This window comes from Paeniglutamicibacter kerguelensis, assembly GCF_017876535.1.
GTDB classification, from domain to species: domain Bacteria; phylum Actinomycetota; class Actinomycetes; order Actinomycetales; family Micrococcaceae; genus Paeniglutamicibacter; species Paeniglutamicibacter kerguelensis.
This window is the reverse complement of record NZ_JAGIOF010000001.1, coordinates 3,069,237-3,084,915: the sequence shown is the minus strand read 5'-3', so window position 1 is coordinate 3,084,915 and position 15,679 is coordinate 3,069,237. Positions and strand designations below refer to the sequence as shown.

The window sequence follows — 15,679 nt, the reverse complement described above, 5'->3', positions numbered from 1 at the left end:
GGTATTCGTCGTTAACCACTCAGAACCCTACGAAATACGCATTTCAGTAGAGTTCCGAGTCGTTGGACGGGCGCTTAGACGGTGGCTGCCGAGCGCCAGTGGTCGATGTCTGCCTCGCCGGAGGCGATCCTGTCGATCAGGTCCAGTTCTTCGGCGGTGAACGCGGTGTTTTCCAGTGCAACCAGGTTCTCGTCGAGCTGCGCCGTCGAGGAGGCGCCCAGCAGGACCGAGGTCGCACCGCCCTCGCGCAGCAGCCAGGAGATGGCCAGCTGCGCCAGGGACTGTCCGCGATCGGATGCGACGCGTGCCAGGTTGCGGGCCTTGCCGAGGTTTTCCTCGGTCAGGTGGCCAGCCAGCGAGGTGCGGCCGCCCGCTGGAACCGCGGATTCGTTGGTGAGGTACTTGTTCGTCAACAGGCCCTGGGCGAGGGGGGTGAAGGCGATCGACCCCATGCCGTGTTCCTTGAGCGTCTCGAGCAGGCCGTCTTCGACCCAGCGGTTGAGCATGGAGTAGGACGGCTGGTGGATGACCAGCGGGGTGCCCATTTCCTTGGCGACGCGTGCGGCCTCGGCGGTGCGCTCCGGCGAGTATGAGGAAATGCCGACGTACAGTGCCTTGCCCTGGCGGACCAGGGTGTCGAGGGCGCCGATGGTTTCCTCGATGGGGGTGTCCGGGTCCGGGCGGTGCGAGTAGAAGATGTCGACGTAGTCCAGGCCCATGCGGGCGAGCGACTCGTCGGCCGAGGCCATGATGTACTTGCGCGATCCCAGGTTTCCGTACGGGCCCGGCCACATGTCCCAGCCGGCCTTGGACGAGATGATCAGCTCGTTGCGGTAGGCCTTGAAGTCGCCGCGCATCATGCGGCCGAAGTTTTCTTCTGCCGAACCGTATGGAGGGCCGTAGTTGTTGGCCAGGTCAAAGTGCGTGATGCCGTGGTCAAAGGCGTGACGCAGCACCTCGCGCTGGGTGTCAAAGGGACGGTTGTCCCCGAAGTTCCACCAAAGGCCCAGGCTGATCGGAGGCAGAACCAGTCCGGAGTTTCCCACTCGGCGGTAGCCGGTGGATGCGTAGCGATCGGCTGCCGCAACATACGGTTGGTGTGTTTCGGGAACGGGGGAGTAGCGGAGCTCTTCGGCCATGGTGAGGGGGTTCTCCTGCGGGGTAGTGATCATGAGGGACATTTTGCCCTCGTCCATTCTTGTCCTCGCAGGCCCTCGGCGTCCATATCAAATCGGCGTTTTGTTCTAAATCGTGTGTTAATTTGTGCGAATATGACAGTTTTGGCGAAATGTCGAGAGCTATCGGCCAAAATTTCCGGCTCGAGGTTAAAAGTGAAGAACCGGTCGTGACGGCTAAGGAGGTGAAACTCCGCCGCGACCGGTTCTTCTGATCACTCGCACCTTGAGAAGGTAGCTTCAGCCTATTTTGCGAAGCTGTGTGGTGGCTGAGTATTTCTTGGCAGTATGCAATGAGCTAATAATTTGATGGTGGATCCGATGCCGGGAAGGATTCGTCTTCCCACTCCTCAACCAAAGCCTCGTCGTGCTCGCTGGCGTGGTGCTCGGGTTTTTCTTCGGGTTCGACGACTTCGTCCGCTGGTTTTTCACTCATCACGCGCGCTCCTAATCCGTAGTGCGAGGCGCCCTTCGTTTCGGAGGGTCCACTATGTCCAGTCTGGTCTCAAGTGGAAGCATTGTCGAGGGTGAAACCATCCTTCGCCCGGCGAAACACGCGGGCTTAAAAGTTTGAGCACCGGTCGGAAAGGTTTGGGGGAATAAACCTGAAATCCAACCGGTGCTCTCATCACTCGCACCTTCATGAGGTAGTAATTACTATAGGAACCCAAGCTATGCGTTCGCTGTATAAGCCCCGACAGCCACGTGTGAAATCATGCGCGCAGGATCAGCGCGTCGCCCTGCCCGCCACCGCCGCAGAGGGCCACCACGCCGGTTCCTCCGCCGCGACGGGCCAATTCCATGGCCTGGTGAAGCACCAGCCGGGCACCGGACGCACCAACCGGGTGGCCCAGGGCGATGGCCCCGCCCTCGCGGTTGATGGTGGCGGGGTCGAGCCCCAGATCCTTGGCGGACTGCAGCACCACCGAGGCAAAGGCCTCGTTGATTTCGATCAAGTCCAGGTCCGATGCCTTCAACCCCTCCTTGGCCAGTGCGGCAAGGATCGAATCGCTTGGTTGCGAATGCAGGGAACCATCGGGTCCGGCGGTCTGCCCGTGGGCGCCGATTTCACACAGCCAGCCCAAGCCGGCCCTGCGCGCCGCACCCTTGGAAGTAATGACGAGTGCCGCGGCACCGTCCGAGAGCGGCGAGGACGACCCCGCGGTGATCGTTGCGTCCGGATCCTTGGAGAACGCCGGGCGCAAGGCGGCCAGCTGCTCGGCCGTCGTGCTCGGCCGGATTCCCTCGTCCTGTGCGACCACCAGGTCCTCGCCGCGGCGCTGCGGAATGCTGATCGGTGCGATTTCGGCATCCAGGGTTTCCCTGGCCGCCGCCGCGCGCTGGTGCGAGGCGGCGGCGAAGGCGTCCTGTTCGGCGCGCGGAATCCCGCGTTCGATGTTGCCGCGGTCGGTCGCGGATCCCATGAGCTCGCCGGAGAACGGATCGGCAAGCCCGTCGTGGTTCAGCGAGTCCTCCATGCCGCGGTCCCCGATTGCAAGCCCCGAACGCATGCCTCGCACCAGGTGCGGGGCATTGGACATCGATTCCTGGCCGGCGGCGATGATGAAATCGGCCTCGCCGCAGCGGATCATGCGGGCGGCATCGATCACGGCGGTCAGGCCCGACAAGCAGAGCTTGTTAACGGTCACGGTCGGGACATTCCACCCGATGCCGGCCTTGATCGAGGCCTGGCGCGCCGGGCCCTGGCCCGCACCGGCCAGGATGACCTGGCCGACGATCACGTGGCCGATCCTTTCGGCGGGCACTCCGCTGCGTTCCAGCGCGGCGGCCATGGCATGGGCACCCAGGTCGTTGACCTGCACCGGGGACAGCGCGCCGCGGAACTTCCCGAAGGGCGTGCGGGCCCCGGCAACAATCACGGGGGTCAGGTCGTCATTCATCACAACTGTCCTTTTCTTGGGGCGGGGCGCCGTTGCCATAAGCTCGAGGGCATGCCCCACGCAGTAAATCCGGTTGATGCCCAGACTATCCATTTCGATGCCAGCACCACAGGCGCCCCGCCAGTGTTGCTGCTGCACGGTTCGGCGCTTTCGCGGTCGATCTGGCGGGGGCTGGGCTACGTCAGGGCGCTGGAACCGGAATTCTCCACCATCCGCATGGACCTGCGCGGGCACGGGCGGTCCGGCAAGCCGCACGAGGCATCAGCCTATTCCATGGACTCGATGCTCGGCGACGTCCAGGCCGTCCTGGAAGCCACGGGCCACGACTCGGTGCACATCGTCGGCTACTCCTTCGGCGCACGCGTCGGCCTGGCGCTGGCCGCCCGCTCCCCGCACCGGGTGCGTTCCCTCACGATGCTCGGCGGAACCCACGCCATCGAGGCCGGTCAGCTTGCCGCGCTCTTCTTCGACGGGTACCTGGAGGTGCTCAAGGCGGGGGACATGGAGGGCTTCATCGCCGGCATGGAGGCCGACGGCGGGAAGCTGGACCCGGCCACCCGGCTGGCGTTTGCCTCCAACGACCCGCTGGCGCTCGCGGCCTACTTCGAGGCCACCGAGTCCGGCCCGGGAATCAGCGAGATGCTGCTGCAGCAGATCCACACCCCGACGCTGCTGATGACCGGCACCCGGGACTCACCGCGCATCGAGCACTCCCGCCTCATGTCCTCCCTGATGCCCGACGCCCGGCTGGTCGAGCTTCCCGGGCGCACCCACGGCGGAACCCTGTTCCCGCCCGGACCGATCCTGGATGAGCTGCTGCCGTTCCTGTGCCGGCACGAGGGCGCCTGACCCCGCCCGGCCACGGGCCGCCAACGGGCCCTTGACCGGGGGTGCCCCAAGGTCAAGACTCAAGAAATGGATGCACAAACGGCTGCTGTCTCAATCACCGGGTTGAGCGTGGTGCGCGGGAAAACCCCCGTGTTGCACGGCCTTGACCTCGAGGTCCCTCGCGGGGACGTGGTGGGTTTGCTGGGCCCCAGCGGCTGCGGCAAGTCCACGCTGATGCGCTCGATCGTCGGCACCCAGGTCATTGCTGGCGGACTGGTGGAGGTGCTGGGGGACGAGGCCGGGTCCGCGGCGCTGCGCCACCGGGTCGGCTACATGACCCAGGACGCGGCCGTCTACGACGACCTGCCGGTGGCGGCGAACCTGCGCTACTTCGCAAGGATCATCGGCGCCGACGACGGACAGGTCCAACGGGTCATCGAACGCACCGACCTGGGCTCGGTGGCCCGCTCGATGGCCGAGGAGCTGTCCGGCGGGCAACGCAGCAGGCTCTCGCTGGCCGTCGCGCTGCTGGGCGCGCCCGAGCTGCTGGTGCTCGACGAGCCGACGGTCGGCCTGGACCCGGTGCTGCGCGTCGAGCTCTGGCGGCTCTTTGCCGAACTGGCGGCCGACGGCGTGACGCTGCTGGTCTCAAGCCACGTGATGGACGAGGCAACCCGCTGCGACTCGCTGGTCCTAATGCGCGAAGGACGGATCATCGCCCAGGACACGCCCGCGGGCCTGCTGGCGCGCACCGGGACCGCGACCGCGGAGGACGCGTTCCTGGCCTTGATCCGGTCCGGCGAAGAGGCCGGGGCGGAAACCGGGGCGGCACCAGGCGGGAAAACCGCACCGTCGGCACTGGCCGCCGGCCCGGGCAAGCACCGGGCGACGGGGGAGACCCCGTGAAGCCGACCCGGGTCCTGGCCACCGCCGAGCGGGTGCTCACCCAGGTCCGCCACGACCGCCGGACCCTGTTGCTGTTGCTGCTGGTGCCCGCGCTGCTGATCGGGCTGGTGGCCTGGATCTTCACCGACACCCCGGTGTTCGGAAGCATCGGCCCGGCGATGATCGCGCTCTTCCCGTTCATCGTCATGTTCCTGGTGACAAGCATCGCCACGCTGCGCGAGCGGCGCAGCGGCACCCTTGAGCGGCTGCTGTCGCTGCCGCTGGGCAAGGCCGAGTTCATCTTGGGCTACGCGCTGGCCTTCGGGCTGTTGGCGGTGGTGCAAACGGCAATTGCCGTGGGCTTTGCCGTGTGGGTGTGCGGGCTGGAGGTCTCCGGCAGCCTGGGACTGCTCTTTGCCGTGGCGGTCGCCGACGCCCTGCTGGGCACCTCGCTGGGCCTGCTGGCCAGCGCCTTTGCGCGCACGGAGTTCCAGGTGGTGCAGTTCATGCCGGTGCTGATTTTCCCGCAGATCCTGCTCGGCGGGATCTTCCTGCCGCGCGACCAGCTGCCGGCCGCGCTGGAGGCCATCGGCGACTGGCTGCCGCTGAGCCAGGCGATCGACGCGCTGAACGCGGTGGCCCGTGGCGACCAGGACGCGGGATACATCTGGCTGCGGCTCGGATTCATCGCAATCTGGATCGTGGTTGCGATCGTCCTGGGGTCGGTGACGCTGCGCCGGCGCACCAACTAGGGCACCTGTGACCGGACACCCAAGACCCGGGATAATGGACCGGGTGAGTGAGCAGCTTTTGCGGGCAACCCCCGGCACCGTGGACCCAGGCACCTTCGACCTCGAAAACATCGGGCGCGGGCTGGTCTTCGCGCAATCCCTGCCCGGGCTTGCGCGGGTCCTCGATGCGGGCGGGGAATCGGGGACGGCCGTCATCCAGGCGCCGCCCGGCACGGGCAAGACGACCCTGGTGCCGCCGCTCGTGGCAAACCTGGTGTTGAAGCGGGGTGAGCCGAAGCGCGCGGGGGGAGCCGGGCGCATCCTCGTCACCCAACCCCGCAGGGTTGCCGCGCGCTCCGCCGCACGGCGCCTTGCCTCGCTGGACGGAAGCCCGCTGGGCACCCGCGTCGGATTCAGCGTACGCGGGGAAAACAAGGCCGGCCCGGAAACGCTCGTGGAATTCGTGACCCCCGGCATCTTGCTGAGACGCCTGCTGGCCGATCCCGGGCTGGACGGGATCGACGCGGTCATCATCGACGAGGTGCACGAACGCGGCCTCGAGACCGACCTGCTGGTCGGCATGCTGCGCGAGGTGCACGAACTGCGCGGGGACCTGATGCTGCTGGCCATGTCCGCAACCCTCGATGCCCCGCGCTTTGCCGCGCTGATCGGCGATGCCGCCGGGCAGGGCCCCGCCGCCGTGGTGGACTGCCCCTCCGCGCTGCACCCGCTCACCGTGGACTGGGTGCCGGGTGCCGGCACGCGGCTGACCGACCGCGGGGTCAGCCGGACCTTCCTGTCCCACGTCGCGGCCACCGCGGCGTCCGCCCATGCCCGGGCGCTGGCCGGCAACCCGGCCATCGACGCGCTGGTCTTCCTGCCCGGCGCCTGGGAGGTGGCGGAGGTCGCCGCGCAGCTGCGCACACTGGCCCCCGGCACCGAGGTGCTGGAACTGCACGGACAGGTCCAGCCCGCGCTGCAGGACCGGGCCGTCTCCGGGCGCGAGGCGCAGGGGGCCCCGCGCATCATCGTCTCCACCTCGCTGGCCGAATCCTCGCTCACGGTGCCCGGCGTCCGGCTGGTGATCGACTCCGGGCTGGCCCGCGAACCGCGCCGGGACGCCACCCGCGGCATGAGCGGGCTGGTCACCGTCTCCGCCTCGCGGGCTTCCTGCGTTCAGCGCGCCGGCCGTGCCGCCCGCCAGGGGCCGGGCACCGTGGTGCGTTGCTTCGAGGAAAAGAGCTTCGCCGCGGCACCGGCGCATCCGCGGGCCGAAATCACCGTCGCGGACCTGGCATCGGCCGCCCTGGTGCTGGCCTGCTGGGGTGCACCGGGCGGGGAGGGCCTGCACCTGCCGGAGCCTCCGCCGGCCAACAGCCTTGCCGACGCGCTCACGGTGCTGGCCCAGCTGGGCGCCATCGACGCGACCGGGCATGCCACCGCCCTGGGCCGCAGGCTGGCCTCGATCCCTGCGGATCCGAGGCTGGGCCGGGCACTGCTGGACGGGGCCCCGCTGGTGGGCACCTCCCGGGTCGCCGCCCTGGTCGCGATGCTCGCCGGGGACTACCGGGCGCAGGCCGCCGACCTGGGGGAGTTGCTCAAGTCCCTGCAGCGCGGCACCCACCCGCAGGCCAGAGCCTGGAAGCAGGAATCGACCAGGCTGCAGCGCCTGGTGGAACGCACCGGGGCCGGGGCTGCCGCGGCTACCGCAAATGCCGTGTCCTCCGGCGAGGACGCGGCCGGACTGGTCGTCGCCCTGGCCTTCCCCGCCCAAGTGGCCCGCCGGGTGCCGGGTGCCGCCGGCGCCACCTACCTGCTGGCCTCGGGAACCCGTGCCGGGCTGCCTGCCGGAAGCGCGCTGGCGCACCACGAATGGCTGGCCGTCGCGGAGGTCGCCCGCGCGGCGGGCCGCGACGCTGCCGGTACCGGGGCATTGATCCGCTCCGCGGCGCCGCTGGATGCGGACACCGCAGCACGGGCCGCCTCCCACCTGCTCGGTGAGGAAACCCGTGCACGGTTCGCCGCGGGAAAACTCACCGCCCGACGGGTGCGCACCCTGGGCGCCATCGAACTTGAAAACACCCCGGTGACGCCCACGCGCGCCCAGGGGCGGGACGCCGTGCTGGCGGCCCTGCGGGAAAACGGGCTTGGCATGCTCACCTTCTCCGCCTCCGCCGACGCCCTGCGCCGCAGGCTGGCCCTGGTCCACCGCGAACTGGGCGACCCGTGGCCGGCCATGGACGACGACTCCCTCATCGCCGATGCCGGCAACTGGCTGGCCCCCGAGTTGGAGGCGCTCGCCGGCGGCAAGCCCGCCTCCGCGCTGGACCTCACCGATGCGCTGCGCCGGCTGCTGCCCTGGCCCGAGGCCTCAAAGCTCGGGGAGCTGGCCCCCGAACACCTGGCGGTGCCCAGCGGCTCGAACATCCGCATCGAGTACCCGCCGGTCGACGAACCCGGGTCCAGGCCGGTGGTCTCGGTGAAGCTGCAGGAATGCTTCGGCCTGGCCGAATCCCCGCGCCTGGTGCGCGGCCGGGTCCCGATCCTCTTCCACCTGCTGTCCCCGGCCCGGCGGCCGCTGGCAGTCACCGACGACCTGGCGTCCTTCTGGTCCGGCCCCTACTCCCAGGTCCGTGCCGAAAACCGCGGCCGCTACCCCAAGCACCCGTGGCCGGAGGACCCCTGGACCGCGCCGGCAACCCGGCACGTCAAGCGCCGGATGGGCGAGGCATAGGGAGCGCATAGGCGTTGCCGGGGCGCGGCACAGCCGGGCCATAGCCGGCGGTCATAGCGTGGGGGCCAGACGACAGCTTGCTCCGCCGGAGCGAAGAAGAAACGAGGACCCACCATGGAACCAACCCAAGGCCACGACCCATCCGGCGCAGTCCACCCGCGTTTCCAGGGCAGGGTCCTGCCGCGGCCCGAGGAGGACCTGGAGGACCAGGGACTCGGGTTCGACGTCCAGACGTTGCTGGGGCGCCGCACCGCGCTCAAGGCCTTCGGCGCCGGCGCGCTGGCACTGGGGCTGGCCGCCTGCACGGCGACCACCAAGACCGCGGACGCGCCGGGCACCTCCGCCGGGGAGATCCCCGACGAGACGGCCGGCCCCTACCCGGGCGACGGTTCCAACGGTCCGGACATCCTGGAGCAGAGCGGCATCGTGCGCAGCGACATCCGCTCCAGCTTCGGGGATTCGACAACCACGGCAGCGGGCATCCCCATGACGCTGGAGCTGAACCTCAAGGACCTGGCCAACGGCGGGACAGCCTTTGCCGGGGTCGCGGTGTACGTGTGGCATTGCGACCGCGAGGGCAACTACTCGATGTACTCCGCGGCGGTGGAGAAGGAGAACTACCTGCGCGGCGTGCAGATCGCGGATGCCGCGGGGACCGTGCGCTACACCAGCATCTTCCCCGCCTGCTACACGGGTCGCTGGCCGCACATCCACTTCGAGGTCTACCCGGACGCGGCCTCGATCACCGACGTGTCCAAGGCGATCGCCACCTCCCAGGCGGCCCTGCCGCAGGACGTTTCGGAAGCTGTCTTCGCCACCGACGGCTATTCGGCCTCGGTCAAGAACCTGGCCCAGCTTTCCCTGGCCACCGACAACGTCTTCGGCGACGACTCCGGAGCCAGCCAGCTTGCCACCGTCACCGGGGACCTCGCCAACGGTTACAAGGTGGTGCTCGATGTCGGCGTCGACACCCGGACCGCGCCGACCGGGGGCTCCATGCCCGGCGGTTCGGGTGGTGGCCCCGGCGGCGGGAACGGCGCGCCGCCCTCCGGCGGCCCGGGCGGAGGGCCCGGCGGCACCCCGCCAACGGCGCCCCCGAATTCACAGAGCTAGCTCCCAGGGCCGTGCGCAGCAAAAACCGTGTGCAGCAATAAACGGTGCCGCCGCATCGCCCGTGTGAATCGGGCAAAGCGGCGGCACCGTGTGTTTGGCGGTCAATCCCCGGTCTAGGCGAAGGCGGAAATCCCGGTGATCGAGCGGCCGATGATCAGCGCCTGCACGGTCTCGGTGCCCTCGTAGGTGTGGATCGCCTCGATGTCGGCGATGTGCCGCGCCACTCGGTTGCGCAGCAGGATGCCGTTGCCGCCGAGCAGGTCGCGGGCGTTGGAGGCGATGGTCCGGGCGATGCGCGTGCAGGTGAACTTGGCCAGCGAGGCCTGCACCGGGCTCAGCGTCCCGGCCTCCTCGCGGCGGGTGGCCTGCATGACCATCAGCTGCATGGTCGCCAGCTCCGAGTGCATACGGGTCAGGCGTTCCTGGACGATCTGGCTGGCGGCCAGCGGGCGGCCGAACTGGATTCGTTGCGCGGCATACTGCACGGCCGTCTCGTAGCAGGCGGTCGCGTGCCCGACCGCGGACCAGGCGACACCCAGCCGGGTCGCGAAGAGCACCCCGGCGGTGTCCTTGAAGCTGTTGGCGCCGGGCAGCACGTGCGAATCCGGGACAAACACGTTCTCCAGGCGGATGTGCGCCTGCCAGATGGCACGCAGCGAAAGCTTGCCCTCGATCGTGGTGCCCGTGTAGCCGTCCCATTCCTGCTGGACGATGAAGCCGCGGACGCTGCCCTCCTCGTCGCGCGCCCACACGATGGTCACGCCGCCGACCGAGCCGTTGCCGATCCACTTCTTCTCGCCGCTGATGCGGTAGCCGCCCTCGACGCGCACGGCGCGGGTTTCCAGCGAGACGGAGTCCGATCCGTGCGTCGGTTCGGTCAGCGCGAACGCGCCGAGCACCTCCGCGTTTGCCAGCTTCGGGGCCCATTGCGCGATTTGCTCGGGCGAGCCGCAGTCCACGATCGAGCGCAGCGCCAGGCCGGCCTGCACCGCGGCGATGGTGCCCACCGATCCGTCGGCGCGGGAGAGCTCCATGTTGACCAGCCCGGCGGCGAGAACGCTCATTTCCGGGTAGCCCTCGAGGGCCAGGCCGTCGCGCAGCAGGTCAAGCTCGCCCAGGCGCTTGGCCAGGGCCAGCGGGTATTCGGCCTTGTCCCAGTGGCCGTCGATGACCGGGCGGACCTCCTCAAGGCCGAACTTCCGGGCGCGGTCCCAGTAGGCGCGGTCGGCCTCGGGGATGTCCTCGAAGGCGCCCGCGGGGTCGGTGTCGACCTCGCCCCACAGCTCGTATTCCGGTTCGACGACCCCGGCGGGGAATTCGGTGTTGAGGTTGGTTTCGATGCTCATGAGCCGGTTTCGGCCTTTCTCCTGCGACTGAAGTACCACGTCGCACCAGCATACTGGAACCGAGTGTCAGGTCAAGGTACTGCGTTTCATTACCGTTGCCGTTCCCGCCATTCATCGGCGAGCATCGCGTATTCAAAACCGTCCAGCCAGCCGTCGTCGCGGTGCAGCGCGGCCGCGACCAGATGGGATTCCCGACGCATGCCCAGGCGTTCCATGAGCCGCCACGAAGGCTGGTTGTCGGCGAAGCAGCGGGCGTGTACCCGGTGCAGCCCAAGGTCGGTGAAACACAGCCGCAGCACCCGAGCGATGGCCTCGGTCGCCAGGCCGCGTCCGGAGAACCCGGGATCCAGCGACCAGCCAAGCTCGGCTTCGACTCCGGCTCCGACTTTCGAAACCTCGCTCTGGGTCCACGCATCGTTCAGCCGCACGACGACCTCGCCGATGACCCTGCCCTCGGATTCAATGACCAGCCGCTCGCCCAGGCGCGCGGGATCCCGGAAGGATCGGGCATAGCTTTCGTAGTCCTTCCAGGCGCTGGTCACCCAACGGGAGGACTCGGGCAGCCGGCGGTAGGCCCACGTGGCCTCCGCATCACCCGGAGCCGCGGGGCGAATGCCCAGGCGCTCGGTCAGCAGGGGCCATTCGGGACCGGCGTGCAAGGTCATCGATGCGGAGGTGTCCATTCACCGATGTTAATGCAGCCGGTGCCGACCCGGAGGTCAGCCGTTGGCGCGGTTCAGCGCCTCGCGCACCTGCTCCACGATGGCCTCGGTGTCGGCGGCGCCCCCGGACACCGTGACCACCACGGTTGTCGGCTGGCTGCGTTCCGGCTCGCCGGTCGCCTCGAGTGCCGGGGTGAAGAGCGCCGCCAGGGCCAGCAGCTCGCGCTCCAGCTCGGGGCGGCGGGTGTCCTCGGGGTGCTTGAGCCAGCGCCGCAGGTGGTCGTTGTGCACCGAGACCACTCCGGAGGCGAATGCGATGCACAACGCGCGGCCGTGCGGCAGGTCGTAGAGGCCGCGGTCGCGCAGGTGGTTGCGGAAGGCGCGTTCGTAGCGGTGAGTGGAGACGAGTTCGCGGTCGCGCAGTGACGGCACGTCCTGCAGCAGCCTGTGGCGCAGGCTTGCGGCCTCCGGCCGGGCGGTGTGCTGGTCGAAGACCACCAGTCCCGCATTGACCAGGGTTTGCGCCGGCCCCAGGGAGGAGGTTGCCAGCATGGTCTCCAGGTGGTGGATGATCATTTCCTGGTCGGCGAAGACCATCTCTTCCTTGGAGCCGAACCGCCTGAAGAAGGTCGAACGCGAGATGCCCGCGGCCTGGGCCAGCGCGTCGACGCTCGTCGCATCGAAGCCGTTTTCAACAAGGAGGCGCAGTGCCGCGTCGGGCACGGCGGAAGAGGTGATCATGCACGCGAATCTAGCACGGGGCGTCCGCCGCGGAGATATTCTGCCGGTGGATGTCCCGGGATGTGGGCAAGCCAATAGCCCGGCCCGCCGCGCTTTCCCGGACGGCCGGCGGAGGGTGCCGTGAGGTGTGCCGGGGCTCCGGTGCTCCGGGAACGACCCGCCGATCGGGAAGAAACCCTAGCCGTGCCTTGCCGGTAAACCATAAGGTGGGGATGGAACCGACGGACACACCCAACGACCAGGAGAATTCCCCATGGGCTTGAACATTGCAAACATCGCGCTGCGACTGACCTCGGGTGCCTACATCCTCAACAGCGGCGTCGGAAAGCTGCGCCTGCCCGCGGAAGTCGCGCAGGGCCTGCAGTCGATGACGGCCAACGCGATCCCGCCGGTGGAAAAGGTGGATCCCGCAGTTTTCGGCAAGGCCGTGGCCGTCGGTGAAATCACGCTGGGCGCGATGCTGCTGACCCCGTTCATCCCCTCGAGGCTTGCCGGCCTGGGTCTTGGCGCCTTCGCCGGGTCGTTGCTGGCCATCTACCTCAAGACGCCGGGCATGACCGAATCCGACGGCGTCCGGCCCTCGCCCAACGGCGTAGCCATGGCCAAGGACTTCTGGCTGGCCGGCATGGCCGTCGCACTGGTGTGCGGCCGCGGCAAGGCCAAGACGAAGATCAAGGAAGTCGCCAAGCCCGTCAAGCAGTAGCTGCGGCTTCCCGGGCGCCGAACGCAAAAGCGCCGGAGGGCTGTGGCAACGATTCAGTTGCAGCAACCCTGCGGCGCTTTTGCGTGCCCGGCAGGTCGACGTCAGTCGGCCCGGGGTTTCGAGCCCTTGCGGAAGCCCAACGCCACCACGGAAGCTGCGATCGCCACCAGGCCCGGCAGCAACAGCGACTGGCCCAGTGCCAGCGAGAACGCCTGGTGCAGGAACTCGGGAACCACGGAGCCCATCCCGGGCTCGCCGCCGACGGCCAACGCCGCCGAGCCGTCCGAACCGACCTTGGCCATCTCCGAAATCGCCTTCTGCGACTCGGCGGAGATGCGCGATTCCATCATCAGGGCGATCAGCGCGGAGCCGAGCACGGCACCGACCTGGCGGGTGGTGTTGTAGATGCCCGATCCGGCGCCCGCGTCGGCCTGCCCCAGGTCGCGGGTGGCGGTCAGCGAGACCGACGGCCAGATCATGGCCGAACCCAGGCCCATGAACACCGGCGGGATCAGCAGCACCCAGAACGGGGTGTCCTCGCGCAGGACCAGGCCGTACGCGGTGATCGCCGAGCCAAAGAGGAAGAAGCCGGGGACGGCGAAGTACTTGGCCTCCACGCGGCTCACGCGCTTGCCGATGATGGGTGCCAGCACGCCGGCGACCACGGCCATAGGCGCGAGCATCAGCGCCGAGAGCGTCGGGGTCAGCCCGCGCACGGACTGCAGGTAGAGGATCATCGGGAAGCTCATGGCGGTGATCGCCAGCCCCATGAACGCGATCGCGACGTTGGCCAGCGAGAAGTTGCGGTCCTTGAACAGGCCCAGCGGCACCAGCGGCTCGGCCTTCGTCTTGGCCTGCCAGAGCACAAAGAGCCCCAGCAGGACGATGCCGGCGATGATCAGGTGCCAGGAACCGATCGGGCCCAGGAACGGGCCCCAGTTGTGGGAGTTGCCCTCCTGGATGCCGAAGACCAGCAGGAACATCGCGGCCGCGCTCATCACGACGCCCAGCCAGTCGAAGGAGTGCGAGTGGCGCTCCAGCTCCGGCACCTTCAGCAGCACCCGCCAGATGGCAAAGATGCCCACCGGCACGTTGACAAAGAAGATCCATTCCCAGCCCAGGGTGTCCACGAACACGCCGCCGAGGATCGGGCCGACCAGCGTGGCGATGCCGGCGACCGCGCCCCACAGGCCCATGGCCGCGCCGCGGCGGGCGTAGGGGAACATGCGGGTAATGAACGTCATGGTCTGCGGGCTCATCATGGAGGCGCCCAGCCCCTGCACCACGCGGGCGGTGATCAGCGTTTCGACGTTCGGCGAGAGCCCGCACCACAGCGAGGAGAGCGTGAAGATGGCCAGGCCGATCAGGAAGATGTTGCGCGGGCCGAACCTGTCGCCCAGGCGCCCGGTGATCAGCAACGGCACCGCAAACGCCAGCAGGTAGGCGCTGTTGACCCAGATCACCCCGTTGATGTCGGTGTCCAGGCCGTTCATGATCGCCGGCATGGCGGTGGAGACGATGGTGGAGTCCACCAGGATCATGAAGAACCCGATGACCAGGGCCCACAGGGCACCCCACGCCACCTTGTCTTGGGCAGCTTGTGCCGTTTCGGCTTCGGTCTTGTTCTCGTTCACCGCACGAGCCTACGCCCCAAGTCCGCGCCGCAACAGGGTCTTGAGCCGCAGCTCACACCCATGGCAGCCGGCCCGGCGCCGCCGGCGGGATGGCGGTGCCACTAGGGAAGATGGACGATTCCGTCGATGCAGGTCACCGAGTTCCCGGAAATCCAGACTCCCTCGGCATTGCGGTCGACATGCAGGATCGCCGAGCGGCCCAAGCGGGTGCCCTGGCGCACCGTGTAGTTCTCCGGGGCCAGCCCGGAACCCGTCAGCCAGATGCCGAACCCGGCGTTCAGCGACCCGGTGGCCGGGTCCTCGGGCAGGCCCTCGCCGGGGATGAAGGCGCGGACCTCGTAGTCGGCCGGGGCCCCGGTGACCGAGTTGGTGAATCGCTGGTTGGAGCGTCGCTCGTCGGCCTCGGAGACCGGGCGCAATTCCTCGCGGGCGCCTGCCGGACGGTCGGCCCGGGACTGCGGGTCGTAGGACGCGGTGGGGATGCCGGCGTTGGTGTACGGGCCGATGACACCGACCTCAAGGCCGTGCAGGGTCTGGTAGTCGGGTTCGAGCCCCAGCACCAGGTCGGCGTCGCGCAGCAGCAGCCCGGCAAAGTTCGGCCCGTTGACCAGCCACTGGTGGGCCAGCACGTCCTCGCGCCGCAACCCCAGACCGGCCAGCGCCCATTCGAGCACGTCCGACTCAAGCTCCCCGGTGCGCACCAGGGGCGGTGCCTTGAACGCCAGACGCTCGGGATCCGTCGCTTCCTCGCCCGGCACCCGGCGGACCTCGATGAGCCCGGCCCCGCACTGCTGGATCACGGCGGCCGGATCCTTGGGGACCCCGCCAGCCTCGAGCCATGCGTGGGCGGCGCCCAGGGTGGGGTGGCCGGCAAAGGGCAGCTCGGTGGTGGTGGTGAAGATCCGCACCCGGTAGTCGGCGGTCGGCTCCGTGGCCGGGAGCAGGAACGCGGTTTCGGCAAGGTTGGTCCAGTTGGCGAAGTTCAGCATCTGCTCGTCGCTGAGGCCCTCGCCGTTCAGGACAATTGCCAGTCCGTTGCCCCGGTAGGGCGCGGAGGAGAATACGTCGACTTGTTTGTACGGGCGGGCGATACTCATAAGAGAATCGTGGCACACCGGGCGCTGTGCCGTGCAGGATGACGCCGCTTTGTCATGCAATGCGGATGGCCCGGGCCCGATCGTGGTCGCGTTGAATCCGACGACGACCACCACCGGAACGGCGATGCT

Annotated in this window: 14 protein-coding genes; 6 read left to right on the top strand and 8 right to left on the bottom strand. The window is 68.7% G+C overall.

What is annotated here, in order from left to right; genetic code table 11:
• Positions 1–74: 74 nt before the first annotated feature.
• The 3 genes from JOF47_RS14175 to JOF47_RS14165 all read right to left on the bottom strand — a co-directional run bounded on the left by JOF47_RS14175 (position 75) and on the right by JOF47_RS14165 (position 3,076).
• On the bottom strand, positions 75–1,139 hold the full coding sequence (locus JOF47_RS14175; protein ID WP_210001706.1) for an aldo/keto reductase: 1,065 nt from the start codon (positions 1,137–1,139) through the stop codon (positions 75–77).
• 334 nt (positions 1,140–1,473) lie between these two features.
• Positions 1,474–1,611 carry a hypothetical protein gene (locus JOF47_RS14170; protein ID WP_209999572.1) on the bottom strand — a complete coding sequence of 46 codons (138 nt, stop codon included), beginning with the start codon at positions 1,609–1,611 and terminating at the stop codon, positions 1,474–1,476.
• 277 nt (positions 1,612–1,888) lie between these two features.
• Positions 1,889–3,076: an acetyl-CoA C-acyltransferase gene (locus JOF47_RS14165; protein ID WP_209999571.1), complete on the bottom strand. Its 1,188-nt coding sequence runs from the start codon at positions 3,074–3,076 to the stop codon at positions 1,889–1,891.
• Between the two features lie 51 nt (positions 3,077–3,127).
• On the opposite strand from JOF47_RS14165, the gene JOF47_RS14160 reads away from it, so the two are divergent.
• The 5 genes from JOF47_RS14160 (at position 3,128) to JOF47_RS14140 (ending at position 9,367) form a co-directional block, all read left to right on the top strand.
• Entirely contained in the window at positions 3,128–3,925 is a 798-nt protein-coding gene (locus JOF47_RS14160) for an alpha/beta fold hydrolase (protein WP_209999570.1), read from the top strand.
• 66 nt (positions 3,926–3,991) lie between these two features.
• The gene (locus JOF47_RS14155) at positions 3,992–4,810 is read left to right on the top strand and encodes an ABC transporter ATP-binding protein (protein ID WP_209999569.1); all 819 of its coding nucleotides are present in this window, start codon (positions 3,992–3,994) and stop codon (positions 4,808–4,810) included.
• Entirely contained in the window at positions 4,807–5,541 is a 735-nt protein-coding gene (locus tag JOF47_RS14150) for an ABC transporter permease (protein WP_209999567.1), read from the top strand. The genes JOF47_RS14155 and JOF47_RS14150 overlap by 4 nt, the downstream gene beginning before the upstream one ends.
• 34 nt (positions 5,542–5,575) lie before the next feature.
• Positions 5,576–8,254, top strand: a complete 2,679-nt coding sequence (gene hrpB, locus JOF47_RS14145) for an ATP-dependent helicase HrpB (protein ID WP_209999565.1) — start codon at positions 5,576–5,578, stop codon at positions 8,252–8,254.
• A 114-nt stretch (positions 8,255–8,368) separates the two neighbouring features.
• On the top strand, positions 8,369–9,367 hold the full coding sequence (locus JOF47_RS14140; protein ID WP_209999564.1) for an intradiol ring-cleavage dioxygenase: 999 nt from the start codon (positions 8,369–8,371) through the stop codon (positions 9,365–9,367).
• A gap of 113 nt (positions 9,368–9,480) precedes the next feature.
• Here JOF47_RS14140 and JOF47_RS14135 read toward each other — a convergent pair whose 3' ends face one another.
• The 3 genes from JOF47_RS14135 to JOF47_RS14125 all read right to left on the bottom strand — a co-directional run bounded on the left by JOF47_RS14135 (position 9,481) and on the right by JOF47_RS14125 (position 12,116).
• Entirely contained in the window at positions 9,481–10,713 is a 1,233-nt protein-coding gene (locus tag JOF47_RS14135; protein WP_209999562.1) for an acyl-CoA dehydrogenase family protein, read from the bottom strand.
• Between the two features lie 89 nt (positions 10,714–10,802).
• On the bottom strand, positions 10,803–11,396 hold the full coding sequence (locus JOF47_RS14130; protein WP_245356376.1) for a GNAT family N-acetyltransferase: 594 nt from the start codon (positions 11,394–11,396) through the stop codon (positions 10,803–10,805).
• Positions 11,397–11,432: 36 nt separating this feature from the next.
• Positions 11,433–12,116, bottom strand: a complete 684-nt coding sequence (locus tag JOF47_RS14125) for a TetR/AcrR family transcriptional regulator (RefSeq protein ID WP_209999560.1) — start codon at positions 12,114–12,116, stop codon at positions 11,433–11,435.
• Positions 12,117–12,369: 253 nt separating this feature from the next.
• Between JOF47_RS14125 and JOF47_RS14120 the strand changes: the two genes are divergently transcribed.
• The gene (locus JOF47_RS14120; RefSeq protein ID WP_209999559.1) at positions 12,370–12,819 is read left to right on the top strand and encodes a DoxX family membrane protein; all 450 of its coding nucleotides are present in this window, start codon (positions 12,370–12,372) and stop codon (positions 12,817–12,819) included.
• 101 nt (positions 12,820–12,920) lie between these two features.
• Here JOF47_RS14120 and JOF47_RS14115 read toward each other — a convergent pair whose 3' ends face one another.
• Together JOF47_RS14115 and JOF47_RS14110 are read right to left on the bottom strand one after the other, a co-directional pair.
• Positions 12,921–14,360, bottom strand: coding sequence for a DHA2 family efflux MFS transporter permease subunit (locus tag JOF47_RS14115; protein WP_210001701.1), 1,440 nt, complete (start codon positions 14,358–14,360; stop codon positions 12,921–12,923).
• A 194-nt stretch (positions 14,361–14,554) separates the two neighbouring features.
• The gene (locus tag JOF47_RS14110) at positions 14,555–15,550 is read right to left on the bottom strand and encodes a PhzF family phenazine biosynthesis protein (RefSeq protein WP_209999558.1); all 996 of its coding nucleotides are present in this window, start codon (positions 15,548–15,550) and stop codon (positions 14,555–14,557) included.
• Positions 15,551–15,679: the final 129 nt, after the last annotated feature.

Excerpts from the sequence above, each read along its gene's own strand:
- JOF47_RS14140 (WP_209999564.1), top strand. The coding sequence starts at position 8,369 with ATGGAACCAACCCAAGGCCACGACCCATCCGGCGCAGTCCACCCGCGT.
- JOF47_RS14110 (WP_209999558.1), bottom strand. The coding sequence starts at position 15,550 with ATGAGTATCGCCCGCCCGTACAAACAAGTCGACGTATTCTCCTCCGCG.
- JOF47_RS14130 (WP_245356376.1), bottom strand. The coding sequence starts at position 11,396 with ATGGACACCTCCGCATCGATGACCTTGCACGCCGGTCCCGAATGGCCC.
- JOF47_RS14125 (WP_209999560.1), bottom strand. The coding sequence starts at position 12,116 with ATGATCACCTCTTCCGCCGTGCCCGACGCGGCACTGCGCCTCCTTGTT.
- JOF47_RS14135 (WP_209999562.1), bottom strand. The coding sequence starts at position 10,713 with ATGAGCATCGAAACCAACCTCAACACCGAATTCCCCGCCGGGGTCGTC.
- JOF47_RS14170 (WP_209999572.1), bottom strand. The coding sequence starts at position 1,611 with ATGAGTGAAAAACCAGCGGACGAAGTCGTCGAACCCGAAGAAAAACCC.
- JOF47_RS14160 (WP_209999570.1), top strand. The coding sequence starts at position 3,128 with ATGCCCCACGCAGTAAATCCGGTTGATGCCCAGACTATCCATTTCGAT.
- JOF47_RS14175 (WP_210001706.1), bottom strand. The coding sequence starts at position 1,139 with ATGGCCGAAGAGCTCCGCTACTCCCCCGTTCCCGAAACACACCAACCG.
- hrpB (WP_209999565.1), top strand. The coding sequence starts at position 5,576 with ATGGACCGGGTGAGTGAGCAGCTTTTGCGGGCAACCCCCGGCACCGTG.
- JOF47_RS14155 (WP_209999569.1), top strand. The coding sequence starts at position 3,992 with ATGGATGCACAAACGGCTGCTGTCTCAATCACCGGGTTGAGCGTGGTG.
- JOF47_RS14115 (WP_210001701.1), bottom strand. The coding sequence starts at position 14,360 with ATGATCCTGGTGGACTCCACCATCGTCTCCACCGCCATGCCGGCGATC.
- JOF47_RS14165 (WP_209999571.1), bottom strand. The coding sequence starts at position 3,076 with ATGAATGACGACCTGACCCCCGTGATTGTTGCCGGGGCCCGCACGCCC.
- JOF47_RS14120 (WP_209999559.1), top strand. The coding sequence starts at position 12,370 with ATGGGCTTGAACATTGCAAACATCGCGCTGCGACTGACCTCGGGTGCC.